The organism is uncultured Dechloromonas sp. (assembly GCF_945957265.1).
GTDB lineage: Bacteria > Pseudomonadota > Gammaproteobacteria > Burkholderiales > Rhodocyclaceae > Azonexus.
This window is the reverse complement of the sequence record NZ_CAMFKO010000001.1, coordinates 74582-91207: the sequence shown is the minus strand read 5'-3', so window position 1 is coordinate 91207 and position 16626 is coordinate 74582. Positions and strand designations below refer to the sequence as shown.

16 protein-coding genes are annotated in these 16626 nt (G+C 55.1%); 9 read left to right on the top strand and 7 right to left on the bottom strand.

Going from position 1 to position 16626, the window contains the following annotated elements:
- The first annotated feature begins 12 nt into the window (after positions 1–12).
- Entirely contained in the window at positions 13–648 is a 636-nt protein-coding gene (locus Q0P59_RS00455; RefSeq protein ID WP_295002334.1) for a DUF3313 family protein, read from the top strand.
- Positions 649–693: 45 nt separating this feature from the next.
- Here Q0P59_RS00455 and Q0P59_RS00450 read toward each other — a convergent pair whose 3' ends face one another.
- The 4 genes from Q0P59_RS00450 to Q0P59_RS00435 form a co-directional block, all read right to left on the bottom strand.
- On the bottom strand, positions 694–1218 hold the full coding sequence (locus tag Q0P59_RS00450) for a hypothetical protein (RefSeq protein WP_295002333.1): 525 nt from the start codon (positions 1216–1218) through the stop codon (positions 694–696).
- Between the two features lie 55 nt (positions 1219–1273).
- The gene (locus tag Q0P59_RS00445; protein ID WP_295002332.1) at positions 1274–1780 is read right to left on the bottom strand and encodes a hypothetical protein; all 507 of its coding nucleotides are present in this window, start codon (positions 1778–1780) and stop codon (positions 1274–1276) included.
- Between the two features lie 21 nt (positions 1781–1801).
- Complete coding sequence (locus tag Q0P59_RS00440) at positions 1802–2890, bottom strand: phospholipase A (protein WP_295002330.1); 1089 nt, start codon at positions 2888–2890, stop codon at positions 1802–1804.
- Positions 2891–3022: 132 nt separating this feature from the next.
- The gene (locus Q0P59_RS00435) at positions 3023–3619 is read right to left on the bottom strand and encodes a YSC84-related protein (protein WP_295002328.1); all 597 of its coding nucleotides are present in this window, start codon (positions 3617–3619) and stop codon (positions 3023–3025) included.
- 161 nt (positions 3620–3780) lie between these two features.
- Between Q0P59_RS00435 and Q0P59_RS00430 the strand changes: the two genes are divergently transcribed.
- Together Q0P59_RS00430 and nhaA are read left to right on the top strand one after the other, a co-directional pair.
- Positions 3781–4632: a GGDEF domain-containing protein gene (locus Q0P59_RS00430; protein WP_295002326.1), complete on the top strand. Its 852-nt coding sequence runs from the start codon at positions 3781–3783 to the stop codon at positions 4630–4632.
- 137 nt (positions 4633–4769) lie between these two features.
- Positions 4770–5939: a Na+/H+ antiporter NhaA gene (nhaA, locus tag Q0P59_RS00425; protein WP_295002324.1), complete on the top strand. Its 1170-nt coding sequence runs from the start codon at positions 4770–4772 to the stop codon at positions 5937–5939.
- A gap of 139 nt (positions 5940–6078) precedes the next feature.
- Here the strand turns inward: nhaA and Q0P59_RS00420 are convergent, their stop codons facing one another.
- Positions 6079–6666, bottom strand: coding sequence for a hypothetical protein (locus Q0P59_RS00420; protein WP_295002322.1), 588 nt, complete (start codon positions 6664–6666; stop codon positions 6079–6081).
- A 519-nt stretch (positions 6667–7185) separates the two neighbouring features.
- Here Q0P59_RS00420 and msrP point away from each other — a divergent pair.
- From msrP to Q0P59_RS00400, 4 genes are all read left to right on the top strand, one after another.
- A complete protein-coding gene (gene msrP, locus Q0P59_RS00415; protein WP_295002320.1) occupies positions 7186–8127 on the top strand; it encodes a protein-methionine-sulfoxide reductase catalytic subunit MsrP in 942 nt (313 codons plus the stop codon).
- A gap of 3 nt (positions 8128–8130) precedes the next feature.
- Positions 8131–8730: a protein-methionine-sulfoxide reductase heme-binding subunit MsrQ gene (locus Q0P59_RS00410; protein ID WP_295002318.1), complete on the top strand. Its 600-nt coding sequence runs from the start codon at positions 8131–8133 to the stop codon at positions 8728–8730.
- Positions 8731–8775: 45 nt separating this feature from the next.
- Positions 8776–10119 carry a TAXI family TRAP transporter solute-binding subunit gene (locus Q0P59_RS00405; RefSeq protein ID WP_295002316.1) on the top strand — a complete coding sequence of 448 codons (1344 nt, stop codon included), beginning with the start codon at positions 8776–8778 and terminating at the stop codon, positions 10117–10119.
- Positions 10120–10311: 192 nt separating this feature from the next.
- On the top strand, positions 10312–10773 hold the full coding sequence (locus Q0P59_RS00400) for an SLC13 family permease (protein WP_295002314.1): 462 nt from the start codon (positions 10312–10314) through the stop codon (positions 10771–10773).
- A 13-nt stretch (positions 10774–10786) separates the two neighbouring features.
- Here the strand turns inward: Q0P59_RS00400 and Q0P59_RS00395 are convergent, their stop codons facing one another.
- Positions 10787–11401: a hypothetical protein gene (locus Q0P59_RS00395; protein WP_295002312.1), complete on the bottom strand. Its 615-nt coding sequence runs from the start codon at positions 11399–11401 to the stop codon at positions 10787–10789.
- Positions 11398–12378 carry an alpha/beta hydrolase gene (locus Q0P59_RS00390; RefSeq protein ID WP_295002310.1) on the bottom strand — a complete coding sequence of 327 codons (981 nt, stop codon included), beginning with the start codon at positions 12376–12378 and terminating at the stop codon, positions 11398–11400. Before Q0P59_RS00390 ends, Q0P59_RS00395 begins: the two co-directional genes overlap by 4 nt.
- A gap of 259 nt (positions 12379–12637) precedes the next feature.
- On the opposite strand from Q0P59_RS00390, the gene Q0P59_RS00385 reads away from it, so the two are divergent.
- Both Q0P59_RS00385 and Q0P59_RS00380 read left to right on the top strand, forming a co-directional pair.
- Complete coding sequence (locus Q0P59_RS00385; RefSeq protein ID WP_295002308.1) at positions 12638–14026, top strand: OprD family outer membrane porin; 1389 nt, start codon at positions 12638–12640, stop codon at positions 14024–14026.
- A 55-nt stretch (positions 14027–14081) separates the two neighbouring features.
- The gene (locus Q0P59_RS00380) at positions 14082–16607 is read left to right on the top strand and encodes an alpha/beta fold hydrolase (RefSeq protein ID WP_295002306.1); all 2526 of its coding nucleotides are present in this window, start codon (positions 14082–14084) and stop codon (positions 16605–16607) included.
- The last annotated feature ends 19 nt before the right edge of the window (positions 16608–16626 follow it).

Sequence of the window (16626 nt, the reverse complement as noted above, 5' to 3'; positions counted from 1 at the left end):
AAAGGAAAACCAATGAAAGCCACGCTGTCTGCAATCGCACTAGGCATTGCCCTTGCCGGTTGCTCTTCTACTACCCTCAAGGCGCCGGCCGACTATCCCCAACTGAACGTCAAGGCCGATGAGCCCAACACCCTGCTGTTCTCCAAGCAGAACCTGAATCTTGGTAAATACACGAAGGCCTACGTCGCCCCGGTATTGGTGCAGATCAGCAATGAACAAGGAACCAAGGATGTTTCCGATGACGAGTCGAGCAAATTGGCACGCTATGCCGAGCAGCGACTGAAGAAGACTCTGGGTACAGGCATGACCCTGGTTAACGAGCCGGCGGCCGATGTGCTCAGCGTGCGTTTCCGCATCCTCGATCTCGAACCGACCAGCAAGGCACAACTGGCAATGTTGGTTCCGCCTTTTGCCTTGGTCAACATGCTCTCCCCCAAAGGTGCTTTCCTGGGTTCCATTACCTTGGCCGGGGAACTTTACGAAGGGGCCGCCAATGAGCCCAGCGTCGCTTTCGTAGCTACCCGTAGCCGGCCAGGTGTCGATGCGACGGTGGCCTTCGGTCGTTGGGCGGTCGCCGAAAAGATCATCGACAACGCCTCGGAGCGTTTGGCTGACGACTTGGCCAGCGAGCGTGCCGCTGGTCGTTGACCAGCGCTCGTTGAAGCAAAAGGCGGCGCTTGCGTCGTCTTTTGTCTATTGTGAACCGTTGTTCACTTGCTGGGTGTCGACCATGTCAAGAATCGACAGCAGGCTTTGTGCCGTCATGAGTAATTGTTTGACCGTATTTCGGGTGAATTCACGGTCGGATTCGGTGACCCCTGAATTTAAGTAAAACCATTTGCCATCGTCGGTACGTTCAACCTTGCCCAGTTTGCGGAGGTTCTCGAGCTTTCGGCGGACTGTCTCGCGAGGAAGGCCGGTAATCTGAGTCAACTCGGTCAGGCGAATCGGGACCAGCGTCATATCGTTTTTTCGCCCCAATTCATCAAGAAATACCATCGGGTCTGCCCCCAGGGGCAGATTGGGCAAGACGTTCATGTGCGCCAGCGATCCCCATATCTGGGCCGATTCCGGATCCATGGAGAGTTCTATGCAGATGCGCCGCATGTGGTCGACAATGTGTCGATTGACCGAGAAGGCGAGCAGTCCGAAGGCTCTCTGAAAACGCACATCGAAATCTTCGGTGATGAATTGATCACGAGTTTTGGAATTAGCCACTGTATCCCCTGAGAAAAGCTAGTTTAGTGGCTGGGAGTGCGTGCTTTCAGCCGATTTATTCTGCCAATGGAACCTGTGCCAGCAAACCAGAGCGAATCTGCGCATCAAGGAGCAGTTCGATCTGGTACAGGCGTATCTGCTGCATGGGAGTCAAGGTGTCGCTTATTCGGGTGATAAGTTGCTTGCGGCTTGCCACGCGCCGCTCTTCCTGCGCTAGGCTCTCTCGCAGCAAATCCTTCGCCGCCTTGCCATCCAGTTTTTTTCGATTCAGCAGATTAGCATAAACGGTCAAGGTGGCGAGTTGCTGGTCGCGCAAGGCGATTTGCCGATGCAGGTATTCCTGATAACGCGGCCAGAATTTGGCTGCGACATCCGGTTCCAGCGACATTTCCTGGCTGATGCGGCTGATCCGGTTGATATCGACCTGGCTGAATGAGTTTTTCAGGAAATCCAGTGTTTCTTGTTCATTAGCGGGCGCAGCGTAGGCGATTGCCTGGCCTAGGAACAAAACGACGGCTAAGAAGCGTCGAAGCAGTGAATGCATAAGTTGGGTGTCTTTCATGGCGTTCGTTGCCGGAGGGGATTATTTCCAGTCGGTCAGCATGACACCGATCCCGAATGTGTTCTGATGGTGGTTGTAATCGATCAGGCTCTCGCCATAGCCGGTCGTGAATTGCACATAACCCCGGAGCTTCTGATAAAGCGGATAGCTCCAGTCCAGTTGCAGGTGACCGCGATTGAAGTCGAAGGTGCTGCGCCCGAGTGCCGAGAAGCTGTGCTTTCCGAGTTTGTAGTTGGCAACCAACTCGAAGTTGCCCATATAGTCCGTAATGTGTGGATTGTCGTCATTCGTGGCTTTTTCAGGGATGCGGTACCAAGGCTTGAAAAGCAGACTGAAGTTGTCGCCGTATTCGAATCCAGCTTGAGCATAGATTCGATTCCAACTGCGAGACAACAGGTAACTTTGGCCATTCGACTGGTGAACAAAACCGATATTGACGAAGCGCCCATTCAAGCCGAGGAGGTTGTAATCGGTTGGGATCGTTACAAAAGCCTCTGGCTCGTAATTGGTTTCGCGGAAGGGCGCCGAGATATTTTTGTTGTAAACCTGCCAGTAGTTTTGTTGGGTGTAGCCTAGCCAGAGATCGATGCCACGTCCGAACAGGTCTTCGGCGGCCTTGAGCTTGAAGCTGAGTTGAAACTTGGATTCCGTATGGTTCAGGCCGATATTCGGGTCGTTGACCGCCCTGAAATATGTCTCGTAGGGTTGGTAATTTATCTTGTCGGTGTAGCGGCCAAGTAGAAAATAATTAGGCTTGTGGGCCCGGAACGACCAGAGCCCGTTCTTACTTTCCGGATCAATTTCCCAATGCTTCGATAGCGGTGTGACATCCAGTGTCCTAGCCACGCGCAGGGGAACCGAGCTACCCGCGTTGTCTGAAATTGCGACAGTCAGCGAATCCTTCGCTGTGTCGACTTGTCGAACCGCCAAGTCATAGCAGCCTAGTCGCTGTTGATCGTCCTTGATCTTGCCGCAAGCGCTCAGATCGGCGTTGTTTGCGCCTACCGCAAGCTGGCTAGCAAATAGTCCAGTCAGCATGAACGTACGAATCACGTAGCCCCCTGTTCTGCATTTCAGCTTGGATGGTGTTGGCAGGGCTAGGGCGTTCATGCGAGATCCTTGTCTGGCAAGTGGAGCGATGGAAGGGAAGTTTGAATTCTCCTGACTAAAGCGATATCCCAAAAACAATATCCGCCCATTTTGGGCGGATATTGTTTTTGGGGCTGATGAGGCGGTCGATCTTCAGTTGAGATCGTCATCCCGGTAATACTTGCTTCCTTTGGCGCTTAGCTCAAGGGCCAGGCCTTTATCTGTCAGCTGATACAGCCAGACATCCGGCGCAACCGAGATGGCGCCTTGGTAACTTTTACCTTTGTTATCCAGTGTCGCAGCCGCCGTACCTTGGGCACCAAACTCCCATCCCGAGTCGATGAAGTTTTGTAGCGCATCATGCGTTTCAAAAACGAAAACAACACTAAATTTCTTGATGCCTATTCCGATTCCTGCCTGGAGTTCGAACATTTTCATGAAGGTCTCCCGCTTGTTCGTGTTGTCCACGACAAGACCTTGACCGGAGCCTCCACCTGCAAAAAATATCTTGAGTCCGAAGTTACTGAAAACCGCGTAGCCCACCGAGCCGGCGATGGCCTGGCGCGAACCAGGTTGCATCCGGTACAGGCGGCGCAGAACAGAACTGGCCATCTTGCGGACTTCCCATCGCTTTTCTTTTTTGCTGCCTTCTTTGCCCTGGGCGAGTAAAGACCACGTCGCTAAAGGTAGCAGGCCAAGAAATCGAATTATGGTGCGGCGCGAGGTTGATTTTTTTTGCATGCTTTCCATGGCAACGTCACATTTTAGGAAAAATTGCCTTCCACTTTAGGAAGAACGGAGGTGCGTTACAACACTGCATTGCCCATTTTGGGAATGCTCAATTTGAGCATGCCTACTTATGCGGGTTAGCATGGGTAACGATGGCAATCGTAATGAATAGGGAGCCCCCAGTGACACTGAAAGAGCGTTTGCTTTGGCAACCGAGCATTTTCATCCGAATCGGAATTTTGATGCTCTGTGTCCTGATAGCCATGTTGGTGGGTTATGTCCATACATTGACTGGTATGGCCTATGAGTTCCACGTTTTTTTCATTCTGCCAGTATTGATAACCAGTTGGTTTATTGGTGTCCGTGTGGCCTACTTCCTGGCTCTGCTTTCAAGCGGTGCATGGTTTGCGGCAGATCTTGCGCTGGCTGGCGAGCAAGCAAGTTCCCTGCCACTTTTCTTCAATACGGTGATGCGGTTGGCAATTTTTATTGTTATTGCACGACTAATTGGAGAAATTCATCGGATTCTGTTACGTGAATACTGCATGGCGCGGGAGGATGTCCTGACTCGATTGCCCAATCGTCGTGAGTTTCAGGAGCGTGGGCGTCAGGCCCTGGCGCAGGCACAACGACAGCATGCGCCAGTTACGGCGGTATTCATTGATCTCGACCGTTTCAAGGAGGTCAATGACACGCTAGGCCATGATTGCGGTGATCGGTTGCTGGTTTCGGTGGCTGATGTCATTCGCCAGCATATTCGGACGAGCGATATTCCCGCCCGCCTGGGAGGGGACGAATTTGCCCTGCTGTTACCGAACATGAGTGCCACATCGGCGTCAACTTACGTGGATAGATTGCGTGAAAGTTTGCTGTTGGCCATGCAGCAACAGCACTGGCCGGTGACTTTCAGTGTGGGGGTCGCCAGCTATGGTGCAGCTCCTCAGGATTTTGACGCGTTGCTCAAATGCGCGGATAAGCTGATGTATCAGGTCAAACGCGATGGCCGGGACCATATTGTTCAGCAGGTCCTCTAGCGACAGACAACGGTGCATGGGCTTATGAAGATAATTTCAGGGCAGTGTTTCGTGGGATTGGTGCTTCGGGTAAAAGTCCGAATGTTCCGACGCGATATCAACCATTTCAACGAGGAAAGTGCGGAACAATGCCTCCCATGACCCTATCCGCCACATTCAAGAGCTTTTTCGAATCCGAGAAAAGTGCGGGGATTTTTCTGATTTTCTGCACGGCGATATCGCTGTCTATCGCGAATAGCGCCATATCGACCCCGTATCTCGAGTTCTGGCATGCCAATATCTTGGGATTGAGCATCGAGCATTGGGTGAATGACGGCCTGATGGCGATATTTTTTTTGTTGATCGGACTTGAACTTGAACGCGAAGTCTACAGCGGTGAATTATCGAATTTTCGAGATGCCTTGCTACCGGTTATTGCGGCATTGGGTGGGGTAGCCGTTCCCGCACTCATTCATTTTGCGCTGAATCGTGGAACGCCGACACAGGCCGGTATCGGTATCCCCATGGCGACGGATATCGCTTTCGCGCTCGGGGTTCTGGCCATACTCGGTAGCCGTGTTCCGGCTTCACTCAAGGTATTCCTGACGGCTCTGGCTGTTATCGACGATCTGGTTGCAATCGTCGTGATTGCCGTTTTTTATACAGCCAATCTGTCGCTAATCTATTTAAGTGGCAGCCTGGCCATCCTGGCATTTCTAATCTGCCTGAATCGCATCTGGCGCATCATGAGTTTGACGCCCTATTTGCTGGGTGGTGCGGTGATGTGGTTCCTGATGCTCAAATCCGGGGTTCATGCGACGGTTGCGGGCGTTCTTCTCGCCTTCGTCATTCCTTTCTCCAGTCGCTCGGAAGATATTTCATCCCCATCGCATCGCCTGGAGCACTTCCTCCACAAGCCTGTAGCCTTTTGCATTTTGCCAATTTTTGCACTGGCCAATACCGGGGTTGTCATCGGCGCCGGGGCAACGCAGGAGCTTTTGTCGAACAACAGCCTCGGAATTATTGGTGGGCTTGTTCTCGGAAAGCCGCTCGGGGTCACGCTGCTTTGTCTGTTCGCCGTATTGATCGGAGTTACCAAACTGCCGCCGGATCTTCGCTGGAAGCATATCTTCGGCTCCGGGTTGCTGGCTGGTATTGGCTTTACGATGTCGATCTTCATCACCAACCTTGCCTTCGCCGATCAAGCCGGGGCGGTCAATTCGTCCAAGTTGGCCATTCTGGTAGCTTCGTTGTGCTCCGGTGGGCTAGGGTATCTCTGGTTGCTGCTTGCGGGCCGGTCGGTTGGTCGATTCGGTACTCATGAATGAGGAACGCTCCCTCGAGGTTTGCACCTACTTCTTGTAGGATTTTTCGAAACCGTGATTTTCGCCAGTGGGGAAGCGGTTTTTGGAACGAAAGAGGCGGCGATTAGCCGCCTGGGTTCTCGGGTTCGAGTCTCCTGCGTGCTCAACGAGCAGCGGGCGACAGAATTTGCATGGACAGGACTTCGCGATAGGTGCCTTCAACCTGGTCACCAATCTTGATTTCGGCGATGACAGCCTTGTCTCTGAGCTTCAGGTCGGTAATGTTCCCCTTGGCGCCCTTGATCGTGATAACCCCTTTCTTTGTGTCGACTGCGATTACATCGGCGATGAAGCTGATTTCGGCTAATGCAGCGGCGCCAGGCTTCTCGCCAATAGGAGCGCGGACGCTCCCTTCGCGTTCTTCGGTGACACGCACACCGGGGCTTTTCTTCAGACGCATGGCCAGGAATTGGCTGAACTGGACAACAGCGTGATCCCCAGCCTTGACTTGTGCCAGATTGCGCATTTCCTTGCCAACGACCACCTCTCGGACGTTTCCATCTTCTGTCCTAAAGCTAAGCTTGCGAGCTTTTTGGTCTACCGAGACAACTTCAACTGCTGCCTTGATGGCGCCACCCAAAATGACTGCTGGAACGGTTTGTGTGGTGGCGGAGGGGGCATTGGCAGCTATCGCGCTACCGATGACAAGGCTAGTCGAAGCAAGGATTGCAACAAGGAATTTGTTTTTCATGGGTTCTCCGATTGGGGGTGAAAGGCTGTAGGGGATACGTGCAGCGATTGTGGAAAGCAAGCGTGAAGCTTTGTTGGGCACGGGGCATCCTGATGCCTGGTCGTGTTTTGCCAATGCTGGACAATGCCCAAGTACGCATCTTAGGCGTAGCGACCAGACTATGAACTTGTGAAGCTTCCTGTTTTGCCTATTTTGGGCATCCAATTCGGGTAGGTTCGTGCAAGTGCTATGAACGCCACGTTCCTCTTCACTGTGGGCGGCAAGTCAAAAAGGAGCACCAAGTGTTTTTCCACTTGGGGGAGGCTTGAGGAATCACTTGAATTGCAAGAAGGAGCGTACCTGCCGGGGGGGTGAGTAGTTCTGCCCAAAATGGGCGATGCGTGTGCTTGTGTCTGCAATTTTCTTGGCATGATTGATAGCGTTAAGTGAGTTCCCGCCAAGCAGGTTTCCAACAAGAACATAGAGGCTTCGTCGGTCGGCATGTCCAGAACCGGTCGCTTCTGTAAACGGAGTCACGCTATGCCGTTCCCCAAGCCCAGCGACATCCTTCCATCGGAGATCACTTCTCCTGACATCTATAAACAGCGGCGTCGATTCGTTCAGGCGGCTGGTGCAGGCATGGTTGCGGGCGCTCTTGGCCTGACGGGAGCCAGAGCAGAGGCGGGGGAGAAATTGTCGGATGTCCAGAGAAGCGTATGGACGCTTCCGGACAAGCCCACTCCGCTCAACACCATCTCCAGCTATTGCAATTACTACGAGTTCGGGCCCGACAAGGATAGTCCGCAGCGCAATGCCCATCGCCTGCAAACCCGACCGTGGAGCATCAGCATCGAAGGCGAGGTGATGCGGCCACAGGTGATTGATATCGATGATCTGCTCAAACTTGCTCCGTTGGAGGAGCGTATTTATCGAATGCGTTGTGTCGAAGGATGGAGCATGGTCGTTCCCTGGGTCGGGATACCCATGATCGAAATCATCAAGCGGGTTGGCATGACGGGCAACGCAAAATTCATCGAGTTCTACACGCTGGCCGATCAAGAGCAGATGCCCTACATCCGCTTCCCTCTGCTGGATTGGCCTTACATGGAGGCGCTACGGATGGATGAGGCCATGCACCCGCTGACCATTCTTGCGGTCGGACTCTACGGAGAAGTACTGCCCAACCAGAATGGCGCTCCGGTTCGTTTGGTGGTGCCTTGGAAATATGGCTTCAAGAGTGCGAAATCGATTGTCAAGATTCGCTTTGTCAGCGAAATGCCGCAGACCACCTGGATCAAGGCGGCTGCCGCCGAATACGGTTTCTACGCCAACGTCAATCCGGATGTCCCGCACCGTCGCTGGAGTCAGTCGAGCGAACGCAGGCTGGGAGAGTTTCGCAAACGCAAAACCTTGCCGTTCAACGGCTATGCCGAGCAGGTCGCCAGCCTGTATGCCGGGATGGATTTGCGTAAGTGGTTCTGATCGATGGCTTCTTCAGCTGATCGAAATATTTTCCTTGGCAAGTTTGTCCTATTTGTCTTGGCTCTCGTCCCTTTTGTACTTCTCGGCTGGGAAACATTCAATGACCAGCTCGGCCCCAATCCGGTGGAAACATTGCAGCGCAGGACGGGTATCTGGACGTTCAATTTCCTGATGCTCGCGCTTAGCATCAGCCCACTGCGCGACATCTCCGGACTTTCATGGCTGGTTCGCTTCCGCCGCATGATTGGCCTTTTTGCCTTTTTCTACGGCTTGCTTCATCTGTTCTCGTTTGTCTTCTTCGATCATTCGCTTGAGTTGGCCGGAATTCTCCAGGATATTCGTGACCGACGTTTCATTGCAGTTGGTTTCCTGGCATGGTTGTTGTTGCTGCCGCTGGCTGCAACGTCGTCCAACTGGGCTATCAAGTTGCTTGGCGGGCGACGCTGGCAAGTTTTACAGCGTCTGGCCTACGTGGTGGCTGTGCTGGGGGCGGTTCACTATTTCTGGCTTTCTAAGGGAACGGCGCTACTTTGGCCAATTGGCTATGCGACCGTCCTCGCCGTCCTGTTTGGCTGGCGGATATTGAAGCGTGCCAGGAGCTAGCCAGCCCGGCTAGCAGCCAGTTCCATCAGTCAAAATCGGTTACCAATGACTATTCATAACGAAGCGTTGGCACATCAGGAAGAATCCTTGGGCGACAGTCACCCGAGAGTGCGTCGTGCTGCGTTGATGCTGGTGGTCGCATTGTCTATTGCGCTATTGGGGGCCTGGTATCTGGAGGGTACGGTTCCTCGCCATGCCGTAGTGGCCTCCGGTACCGAGTTCGGCGTCAATCATCTTCATGCGCAGCGTTACGGACGGATTCTTGCCCGCGATGGCGTCTCGCTGGAAGAGAGACTGACGGCTGGCGGAGCAGAAAACCTTCGCCTGCTGCTTGAAGCCGATTCCGGGGTGGACATGGCCATTATTCCGGGGGGAATTGTCAGGGCCAAAGAGGATCGCCGGATCCTGATGCTGGCGACGTTGTATTACGAGCCGCTGTGGGTTTTTTATCGCGGTGATGCAAATTTGACGCAGTTGAGCGACTTGCGCCAAAAGCGGGTTGCTGTGGGTACGCCAGAGAGTAGTGTTCGTGCTTTTGCCGAACCGTTGTTAGTAGCCAACGATGTTTCTGTCGCCAATACGACTTTCGATTTGCGAGGTCATCTCGATGCGGTGGCAGCGTTGCGGAATGGTGAGGTCGATGTCATTTTATTGCTCGGCCCCATTCACGCCGGACCGGTTTGGGCGGCCCTCAACGAACCTGGGTTCAAACTAATGAGTCTGAGTGGGGCCGAAGCTTATCAAAGACGTTTCCCCTATATCACGAAGCTATCCCTGCCCCCAGGGTCGGTAGACTTTGCCAAGCAAGTTCCTGACAAGGAAATTCAATTGATTGGTACCAAGGCCATGCTGGTTGCTCGCGAGGGATTAGCATTCCCGCTGGTTCAGTTGCTGCTTGATGCCGCACGCGAAGTCCACGCCACGCAGGGGTTTTTTGAGGAACCGGCAGAATTCCCCAACACTATGCCGGTCGATATTCCGGTATCGGTTGATGCGATGCGGCATTTGCGCTTTGGTCCGAAGATGTTGCAACGCTACATGCCCTTGGTGGCCGCCAGCTATGTCGAGCGCGTGTTTGTGTTGCTGGTGCCGCTGGTGGTTGTCCTGATTCCGCTGATCGAATTTTGCTGGCAGGTATTCAAGACGATCATCATGCGGCGTATTCACCTGCTCTATGGTGAACTTGCGTTGCTTGAACGTGAAGTCGATGCGGCCACAGACAAGACGTCGACTACCCGCTGGCTGGCCACGCTGGAGCGAATCGAACGCAGTGCGGGCAGCATGAAAATTCCGTCTAGTTTTGCCAACGAAGCCTATGCCTTGCGTGAACATGTTAGGTTCGTTCGGCGCGAGGTGGAGGCCAAAACCAACGAACAACCAAAGGGTTGAGCCCGGTGTTGTCCGTTACGTATAAGCCATCTCTGGCCGTAAGCGTATTGCAGGATCTGCCTTGGACTGAAATGCCTTGATGACCAACGATCAGTTATTGCTATCGGCAATTCTTGCCGGGGTGGTTGGGCTCTTTCTCCATGGAGGCTGGCGTCATGATCTTATCGCCATCGCAGCCTTGCTAGCCTAGTTATGGCTGGCCTCTTGTCGCGTAGCGAGCCCTTCTTCAGTTTTGGACATCCGGCGATGGTGACAGTGGCCGGTGCGATGACGACGACCGGCACCGCCGACATGCTTACCGCGCTGATGCTGAAAACAGTCGGCAGCGGTGAACCGGTCATAGTTTTGGCGCTGATTCTCGTGGTTACTATGACTTTGTCGGACTTCATTAACAATGCGGCAACCGCCGCCGTGATGTGTCCAATTGCGCTGGGAACAGCCGCGCAGTTGGGCGTCAATCCCGACTCATTCCTGATGGCGGTGGCCATTGGCGCATCCTGCGCTTTCCTGACGCCGATCGGTCATCAAAACAACACCCTGATCCTGGGGCCGGGGGGATTTCGTTTTGGCGACTATTGGCGACTGGGGCTGCCACTGGAAATCCTGATTGTGGTCGTCAGTGTTCCGCTTTTACAGGTTGTTTGGCCTCTCTAACGGCCAGCCGGCCTTATGGTTCGACCAGCCAGGACATGAATTCGCTGAAGACCTGATCAACGACTTGCTGGTCGCGTTCGAGCATCTGCTCACGGGCATCCAGTGGAATATTTTCCCCCATTCTTTTCAGCAGTCGAATCTGGGTTTGCAGCATGCGCCCGTTATCCTGCTCGATCCGTTGCAGGGCAACGACAAACGGATTGAACGGGTTGGCATCCTCCGGAATTAGCGGCAGCAGGCGCAGGCGGGCCAGTTGGGCGTGGCCGAGCGATAGACCTTGATAGATTGCCGGCGGATTGAACAGCGGTCCGGGCGGCATCATGATTTGCGTCCAGGCCAAAGTAAGCGGTGCGGTGGTGCGTAGCGCCGTCATGGCGAGATTGGGCCGGGCCGACCACTGCGTCGTGCGCGTCAGCAAGTTGATTGCCTCGAGTTCGCGGGCGGCTTGCGAGATCATGAACTGCTGAACCACACCCAGATTGGGGAGCCACTGCACGGCGTTGTGAAATGCCTGGTTACCAGCCTTGGCAGCGCAGAGCGTCAGTGCAATCTTGGTTTGAACTTCCGGCGAGAATCCGGCATGTGCAATGTGGTCGCGTGCCTTGTCGTACAGGTCGGGATCGATCATGGGATTTTCTTCCGGGGGGTAGGTTTGCGGCGTGAGGCGGGCTTGGTGCTGTCGGTCATTGGTGTGGCCGGCTGGGCAGCCCGCATCCAATCGCCGTGGATCGGTAGCCAGGCTTCTGCTATCTTCGGGTCATCATTGGCCAGCCAGACACTTTGGTCGCCTTGCCAGATTCCTTCGTCGATCTGATTCAGGAAAACTTCCAGTTGGCGGAGCGTGAGCGCCGGCATTTCCAGCGTGAAGGCGTGGTAGGCCCGCGGCATGATGACCAGGCGCGAGTTGGCAATGTTCCGCCGAATGACCTCGTGGCATGCACGTGGCGTGAAGAAATCGAACTCGCCGTTCAGGATCAGCGTTGGCACTTTGATTCTGTCCAGGTCTGCTGTCAACGGCTTGAATGCGGCGAAGGACTCCATCAGGTTCTGCATGGCATAGCCGTCGTTGCTGATGTAGCCAGCCCGTTTCATGGCCGGGATGCGTTCGCGGTTGGCGGCAATCCAGTCTGAGCTCATGTTCATCGGGTAAAGCATGCTCTGCAGGTAGGGCAGACCGACATCGGTCAGGCCTTCCAACATGACGGCACCAAGCAATTCAAGCTGGGGAGTCAGTTCGGCAAAGCTACTCATGACCACCAGGCTATGCAGGCGATGGCCGAAGCGGATGGCGAAATCCAGCGCAATGGTGCCGCCGAAGGAAATGCTAGCCAGGTGGGTTTTCTCGATTTGCAAATGCGTCAGCAGCTGGTCGAGCAGCTCGGCGTGACTGGCCAGTGGAATGTCGATGACTGGCTTCGAGGATCGGCCTTGGCCCAGCATGTCGTAAGCCAGTACGCGGTAGCCACGTGGCACAAAATGATCGGCGTAGGCCGTCCACAGGCGTGCATTCTGGGTCAGACCATTGAGGAAGGTGATGACCGGCAGGTCGGGATCGCCGATCAGTTCGTAATGAATTTGCTGGTGGCTGGTGCGAAGAAGGGGCATGTCAGTTCCGTCGAAGCTGCAGTCACTGGAAATTACGCACAAATTCTATGCCGATTGCCCAATTGGCTTGGTCCTGGCCAAGGTGAAAGCGCCCAGAATGGGCGAAATCCCCTGCTGTACCGATTGCCCGCTAGGTTCTTTGTTCTTAATCTGAAATGGTCGACCTTAGCTCCGCAGTGATCGGATGAGTCGTTGGGTTGCCAGGTGCGTATGGGGGCATCCGAGGTCGAGAAAAACGATATCAATAAAAGGAGGAGTCATGGACACTGCGTTTCATTTGTCTCACCGCTCGACCGCTAGCTTGCTGGCCGGTCTGATCTGCACTCTGCCGGCGGTTTCAGTGCATGCCCAAACGGGCAATGCCTTCATCGATGACGCTAAGGCAGGGTTGGTTGCCCGCTCGTCGTATTTCGACCGGCGGTCAGCTGGCGATGGCAGCGGGGCGGGCAATTTCCGGCAACAAGGCTGGGGCCTCGGTGGCTGGCTTTACGGAAACACCGGTGAAATCGGGCAGGTTTTGTCCTTCGGCGCTGCGTACGATTTTGTCGTTCCGCTCCATGCCCCCTCCGATACGTCTTACAACTACATCCTGCGTGATCCGGGTCAGGATGCGGTCAGTGCGCTGGGTGAAATCAATGCCAAGTTGCGCCTCGGAAATCATGCGCTGGTCGTTGGTCGGCAATCGATCAACCAAGCCTGGTACATGGAAGATGTCGTGCGCTTCTACAACAAGCTCGATCAAAGCATGATCGGCCGGCGCGATGTGCGAGCCATGCACCCGATCCAGTACGAGGCGGCAACCGTACAGGGGCGCCTGGCGGAGGATACCGTTCGTTATTACGGCGGCTACGTGTGGAAGGCGCGTCAAATCAACGACAACCAGTTCCGCAATCTTTATTCGGCGGCCTACGAAACGACATGCTGGGAGAGCAACCCGACGCCGTGCAGCAAGCAGGGCGATTCGGATGGGGCCGCCTATGCCGGGCTGCAATGGAAGCCGAACAAGAACATGATGCTGGAAGGCTCCTACTATGCCTTCCAGGACATGCTGAACATGGTCTATGTCGACTTTGACTACGTCTTCCGCCTGGCCGACAAAAACTATGTTCGTCTTGGCACGCAGTACATGTACCAGAGCGGCAACGGTGCCAACCGGATAACCGGTGGGCGTGATTTCAGCACCGATTATTGGGGCGTGTACGGTGAAGTTCGCCTGCTGCCATGGCTGATCCCTTACGCGATGGCTGGCATGACCTCCAAGGACGAGGATATTCGCTCGCCCTATTCGATAGGTCCATCCTACCTAGTGCAGCGGATCGGCGAAAACTCCAAGGCTGGCGAACGGACCTGGATTGTCGGCGCCATCTTTGATTTCGGAAGCATGGGGGCCAAGGGCCTGCAGTTCGACATGAACTACGGCCAGAGGCGCAATCGCCATACCGTGACCGCTGCGGGTGCAAGCAAGGCGAGCGACTGGGATGAACTGGCGACTGATCTCGTCTATATCTTCCCGCAAGATGGCTTTTTCAAGAACCTGCGTGCCCGGGCACGCTACGCCAAGGTTTGGGAGACGGGAGGGCCACTGGTCGGCGAAAAGCGAACAGACGATATCCGTTTCGATCTCGGACTGAATATCCCGTTCAACTGATTCGCGCTGCATTCGATCAGCCGTATATCCGATACCCAACCAGGAGGAGTCTGTCATGATGACCAGATCGCTGTTCTGCCTGCGTTTCAAGCTTGGGTTGGCCTCGGCCGTTTTGGCGCTGTTATTGGCCAGCGCTGCTGACGCCCAGCAAGCCCTGACGCCGCGTTCGGTAGTACCGGCGCACGATGCACTCAAGCAGACCTATGAAGTCAAGCAGTTCAGGATCGGTGGCAAATACGATCTGGCCAATCCGAAGTCCTTCGACTTGGGGGGCGATGGCGGTACGACATTGGAATCGCTCGGTGCCAGCCCTGCGAAGACAGCCTACATCGCCGTTGGAACAGCAAAGCGCAACGACAAGGGTGAAATCATCAACGCCATCGTCATCAATTCGTATTACTCGGGCGATGCGACGGCGATGTACAACAACTGGTATGCCGGCCAGCCGGGGAACGGCTTCTCGGGTGGCGCGCTGGTTGGTCCTGGACTGCTCTTTGATACCAATCGTTTCTATGTCGTGTTTGTCGATGCCTTGGGACTATGGGGGGCATCGAAACCTTCCGATGGCTTGGGTCGCAAATTTCCGGTCTACAGCTACTACGACGTCGTCCAGCTCAACTACCGCCTATTGCGCGATCACCTCAAAATCGGCCAGGTGGTGATGGCGACGGGGGCATCCATGGGGGGCACACAGGCCTATTACTGGGGCTTGATGTATCCCGGCTTCGTCAAGACCGTGGTGCCGATTGGCGGGGCGACGGCAACCGATGGCGACGGGCCGGTCGCGGCCTGGACGTTCCAGTTGGCCAAGGCTGCCCTGGAGTCCGACCCGGCCTGGATCGAGACGAAGGGCGCCTACTACGACCTGCCCAAGGACAAACATCCGAACAAGGGCGTCGAGTTTCACTGGTCGATGCTTTCCCTGACCGGCTACGAGTTGGCTTATCGCCAGTCGCTGGGTTGGGAGGCGGTGAGCCAGGAGGTGTTTTCCTGGCAGTCGGATTCGCGCATGGGAAACAATGCCGGTACAAACCTGAAAAAACTGGCCAGCCTGTTTGATGCTGTCGACCTGTGGTATCGCGATACGGTGGGCGAGATCCACAACATCAACGCCCTGCTTCCCCAGATGAAAGCACGCACACTGGTCGTACACATCGACAACGACCAATGGCTGATTTCCGACAAGGCTAGGGCAGCAGCTCAGGCTATTCCCGGCGGCCAGTATGCCGGCTTCTCCGATCCGACGGCGCACTACGCGGTGTTCAAGGCACTTAATACGCTTAAGACGAATCCGATCGTCGATAGCTATCTGCGCGACATCGGCATCATCGAGGACAAGAGTATCGTTTGCGAGGCGAAGAACTACCGCTCGCCGAAGATCAATATGAAGCCCAACCCCAACAAGTCGTTCTGGAAAGACGAGATGGTGTCGCCGTTCCCAGTCAAGTACGCCAAGGTGAAGGACAAGCGCGGTGTCGAATGGGAACTGGGCTACATGGACGAATACTGCGGCAAGTCGCGGAATCCGCCGGTACTCGTGGTGGTTCATGGCAAGGGGGCATTCGGTGCGCATTACGGCTACCTGATCAAATATGCCGTCGAGCGCGGTTTCCGCGTCATAGCACCGGACATGCCGCAGTGGGGTATGTCCGGCCCAGGCAATCTCGACAAGCCGATGACGCGGACGCTGAACGATGTGCGCGACGCCTTCCAGGCCTTGGTGGTGGGCAAGCTGGGCATCAAGAAAGCCTTCTACCATGGGCATTCGCTGGGCGGGCAAACGGTCCTCGGTTACGCCATGCGTTATCCTGACAACGTTGCCGGCCTGATTCTCGAAGGGCCGGCCGGGCTTGAGGAATACCCGAAATTCATCGAACTCGGCGACAAGTCCTACCCGATCTGCGATCCGTCGATTGCCTATGACCTGCGCGCCTGGAATGCGGCTTACGATCCGATGGGGCTGGTGCAGGGGGAACTGAAGCGATCGCCGCAAGCCGTGCGCGATTTCTTCTATTTCAAGAAGCGCGATGCGGCGGGGAATGAGTTGCCAAGTGCGGCGGGCTATTTCTTCAACGACACCGAATACGCCCGCCTGCATACCGACCAGCGCATTGCCATGATTAGCGGAAACAAGCGTGAATTCGAGCAGTGGGCGTTCATGTTCACCTACGATCTGTATTCGATTTGCTCGGAGAACGTCAAGGAAGATCCGAACTCGATCTACAAGCGTTTGCCGACGATCAAGGCGCCGATCTTCCTCGCCTTCGGCGCCAAGGAACCGTTCATTCCGGGAACTGCGCTCAATGGCTGGACAGATATGGCGAAGAGCATCGTTACACCGTTCAAGCAACGCATGGCAGCCGTCGGCAATACGCCACAGGTCAAGATCTATCCGAAGGTTGGGCACTTCATCCATACGGATGTGCCTTACGAGTTTGCCAAGGATACGGTGGACTTCATGAAGACAGGTCATGTCGATACGGCTTCGGCTGACATCGTCGATGCGCTCATAAACGGTAATGCGCCGGCCGCTGCAAACGCGGCGGCGGGTTCTGCCAAGCCGTCCGGACTTGCCAAGTGAGGTGTGCCATGAACACAAA

Bases quoted from the DNA above. Each gene is read 5' to 3' on its own strand.
- Q0P59_RS00445 (WP_295002332.1), bottom strand. From the start codon at position 1,780: ATGAAAGACACCCAACTTATGCATTCACTGCTTCGACGCTTCTTAGCC.
- Q0P59_RS00440 (WP_295002330.1), bottom strand. From the start codon at position 2,890: ATGAACGCCCTAGCCCTGCCAACACCATCCAAGCTGAAATGCAGAACA.
- Q0P59_RS00435 (WP_295002328.1), bottom strand. From the start codon at position 3,619: ATGGAAAGCATGCAAAAAAAATCAACCTCGCGCCGCACCATAATTCGA.
- Q0P59_RS00395 (WP_295002312.1), bottom strand. From the start codon at position 11,401: ATGATCGATCCCGACCTGTACGACAAGGCACGCGACCACATTGCACAT.
- Q0P59_RS00420 (WP_295002322.1), bottom strand. From the start codon at position 6,666: ATGAAAAACAAATTCCTTGTTGCAATCCTTGCTTCGACTAGCCTTGTC.
- Q0P59_RS00390 (WP_295002310.1), bottom strand. From the start codon at position 12,378: ATGCCCCTTCTTCGCACCAGCCACCAGCAAATTCATTACGAACTGATC.
- Q0P59_RS00380 (WP_295002306.1), top strand. From the start codon at position 14,082: ATGATGACCAGATCGCTGTTCTGCCTGCGTTTCAAGCTTGGGTTGGCC.
- nhaA (WP_295002324.1), top strand. From the start codon at position 4,770: ATGACCCTATCCGCCACATTCAAGAGCTTTTTCGAATCCGAGAAAAGT.
- Q0P59_RS00400 (WP_295002314.1), top strand. From the start codon at position 10,312: ATGGCTGGCCTCTTGTCGCGTAGCGAGCCCTTCTTCAGTTTTGGACAT.
- msrP (WP_295002320.1), top strand. From the start codon at position 7,186: ATGCCGTTCCCCAAGCCCAGCGACATCCTTCCATCGGAGATCACTTCT.
- Q0P59_RS00405 (WP_295002316.1), top strand. From the start codon at position 8,776: ATGACTATTCATAACGAAGCGTTGGCACATCAGGAAGAATCCTTGGGC.
- Q0P59_RS00385 (WP_295002308.1), top strand. From the start codon at position 12,638: ATGGACACTGCGTTTCATTTGTCTCACCGCTCGACCGCTAGCTTGCTG.
- Q0P59_RS00410 (WP_295002318.1), top strand. From the start codon at position 8,131: ATGGCTTCTTCAGCTGATCGAAATATTTTCCTTGGCAAGTTTGTCCTA.
- Q0P59_RS00455 (WP_295002334.1), top strand. From the start codon at position 13: ATGAAAGCCACGCTGTCTGCAATCGCACTAGGCATTGCCCTTGCCGGT.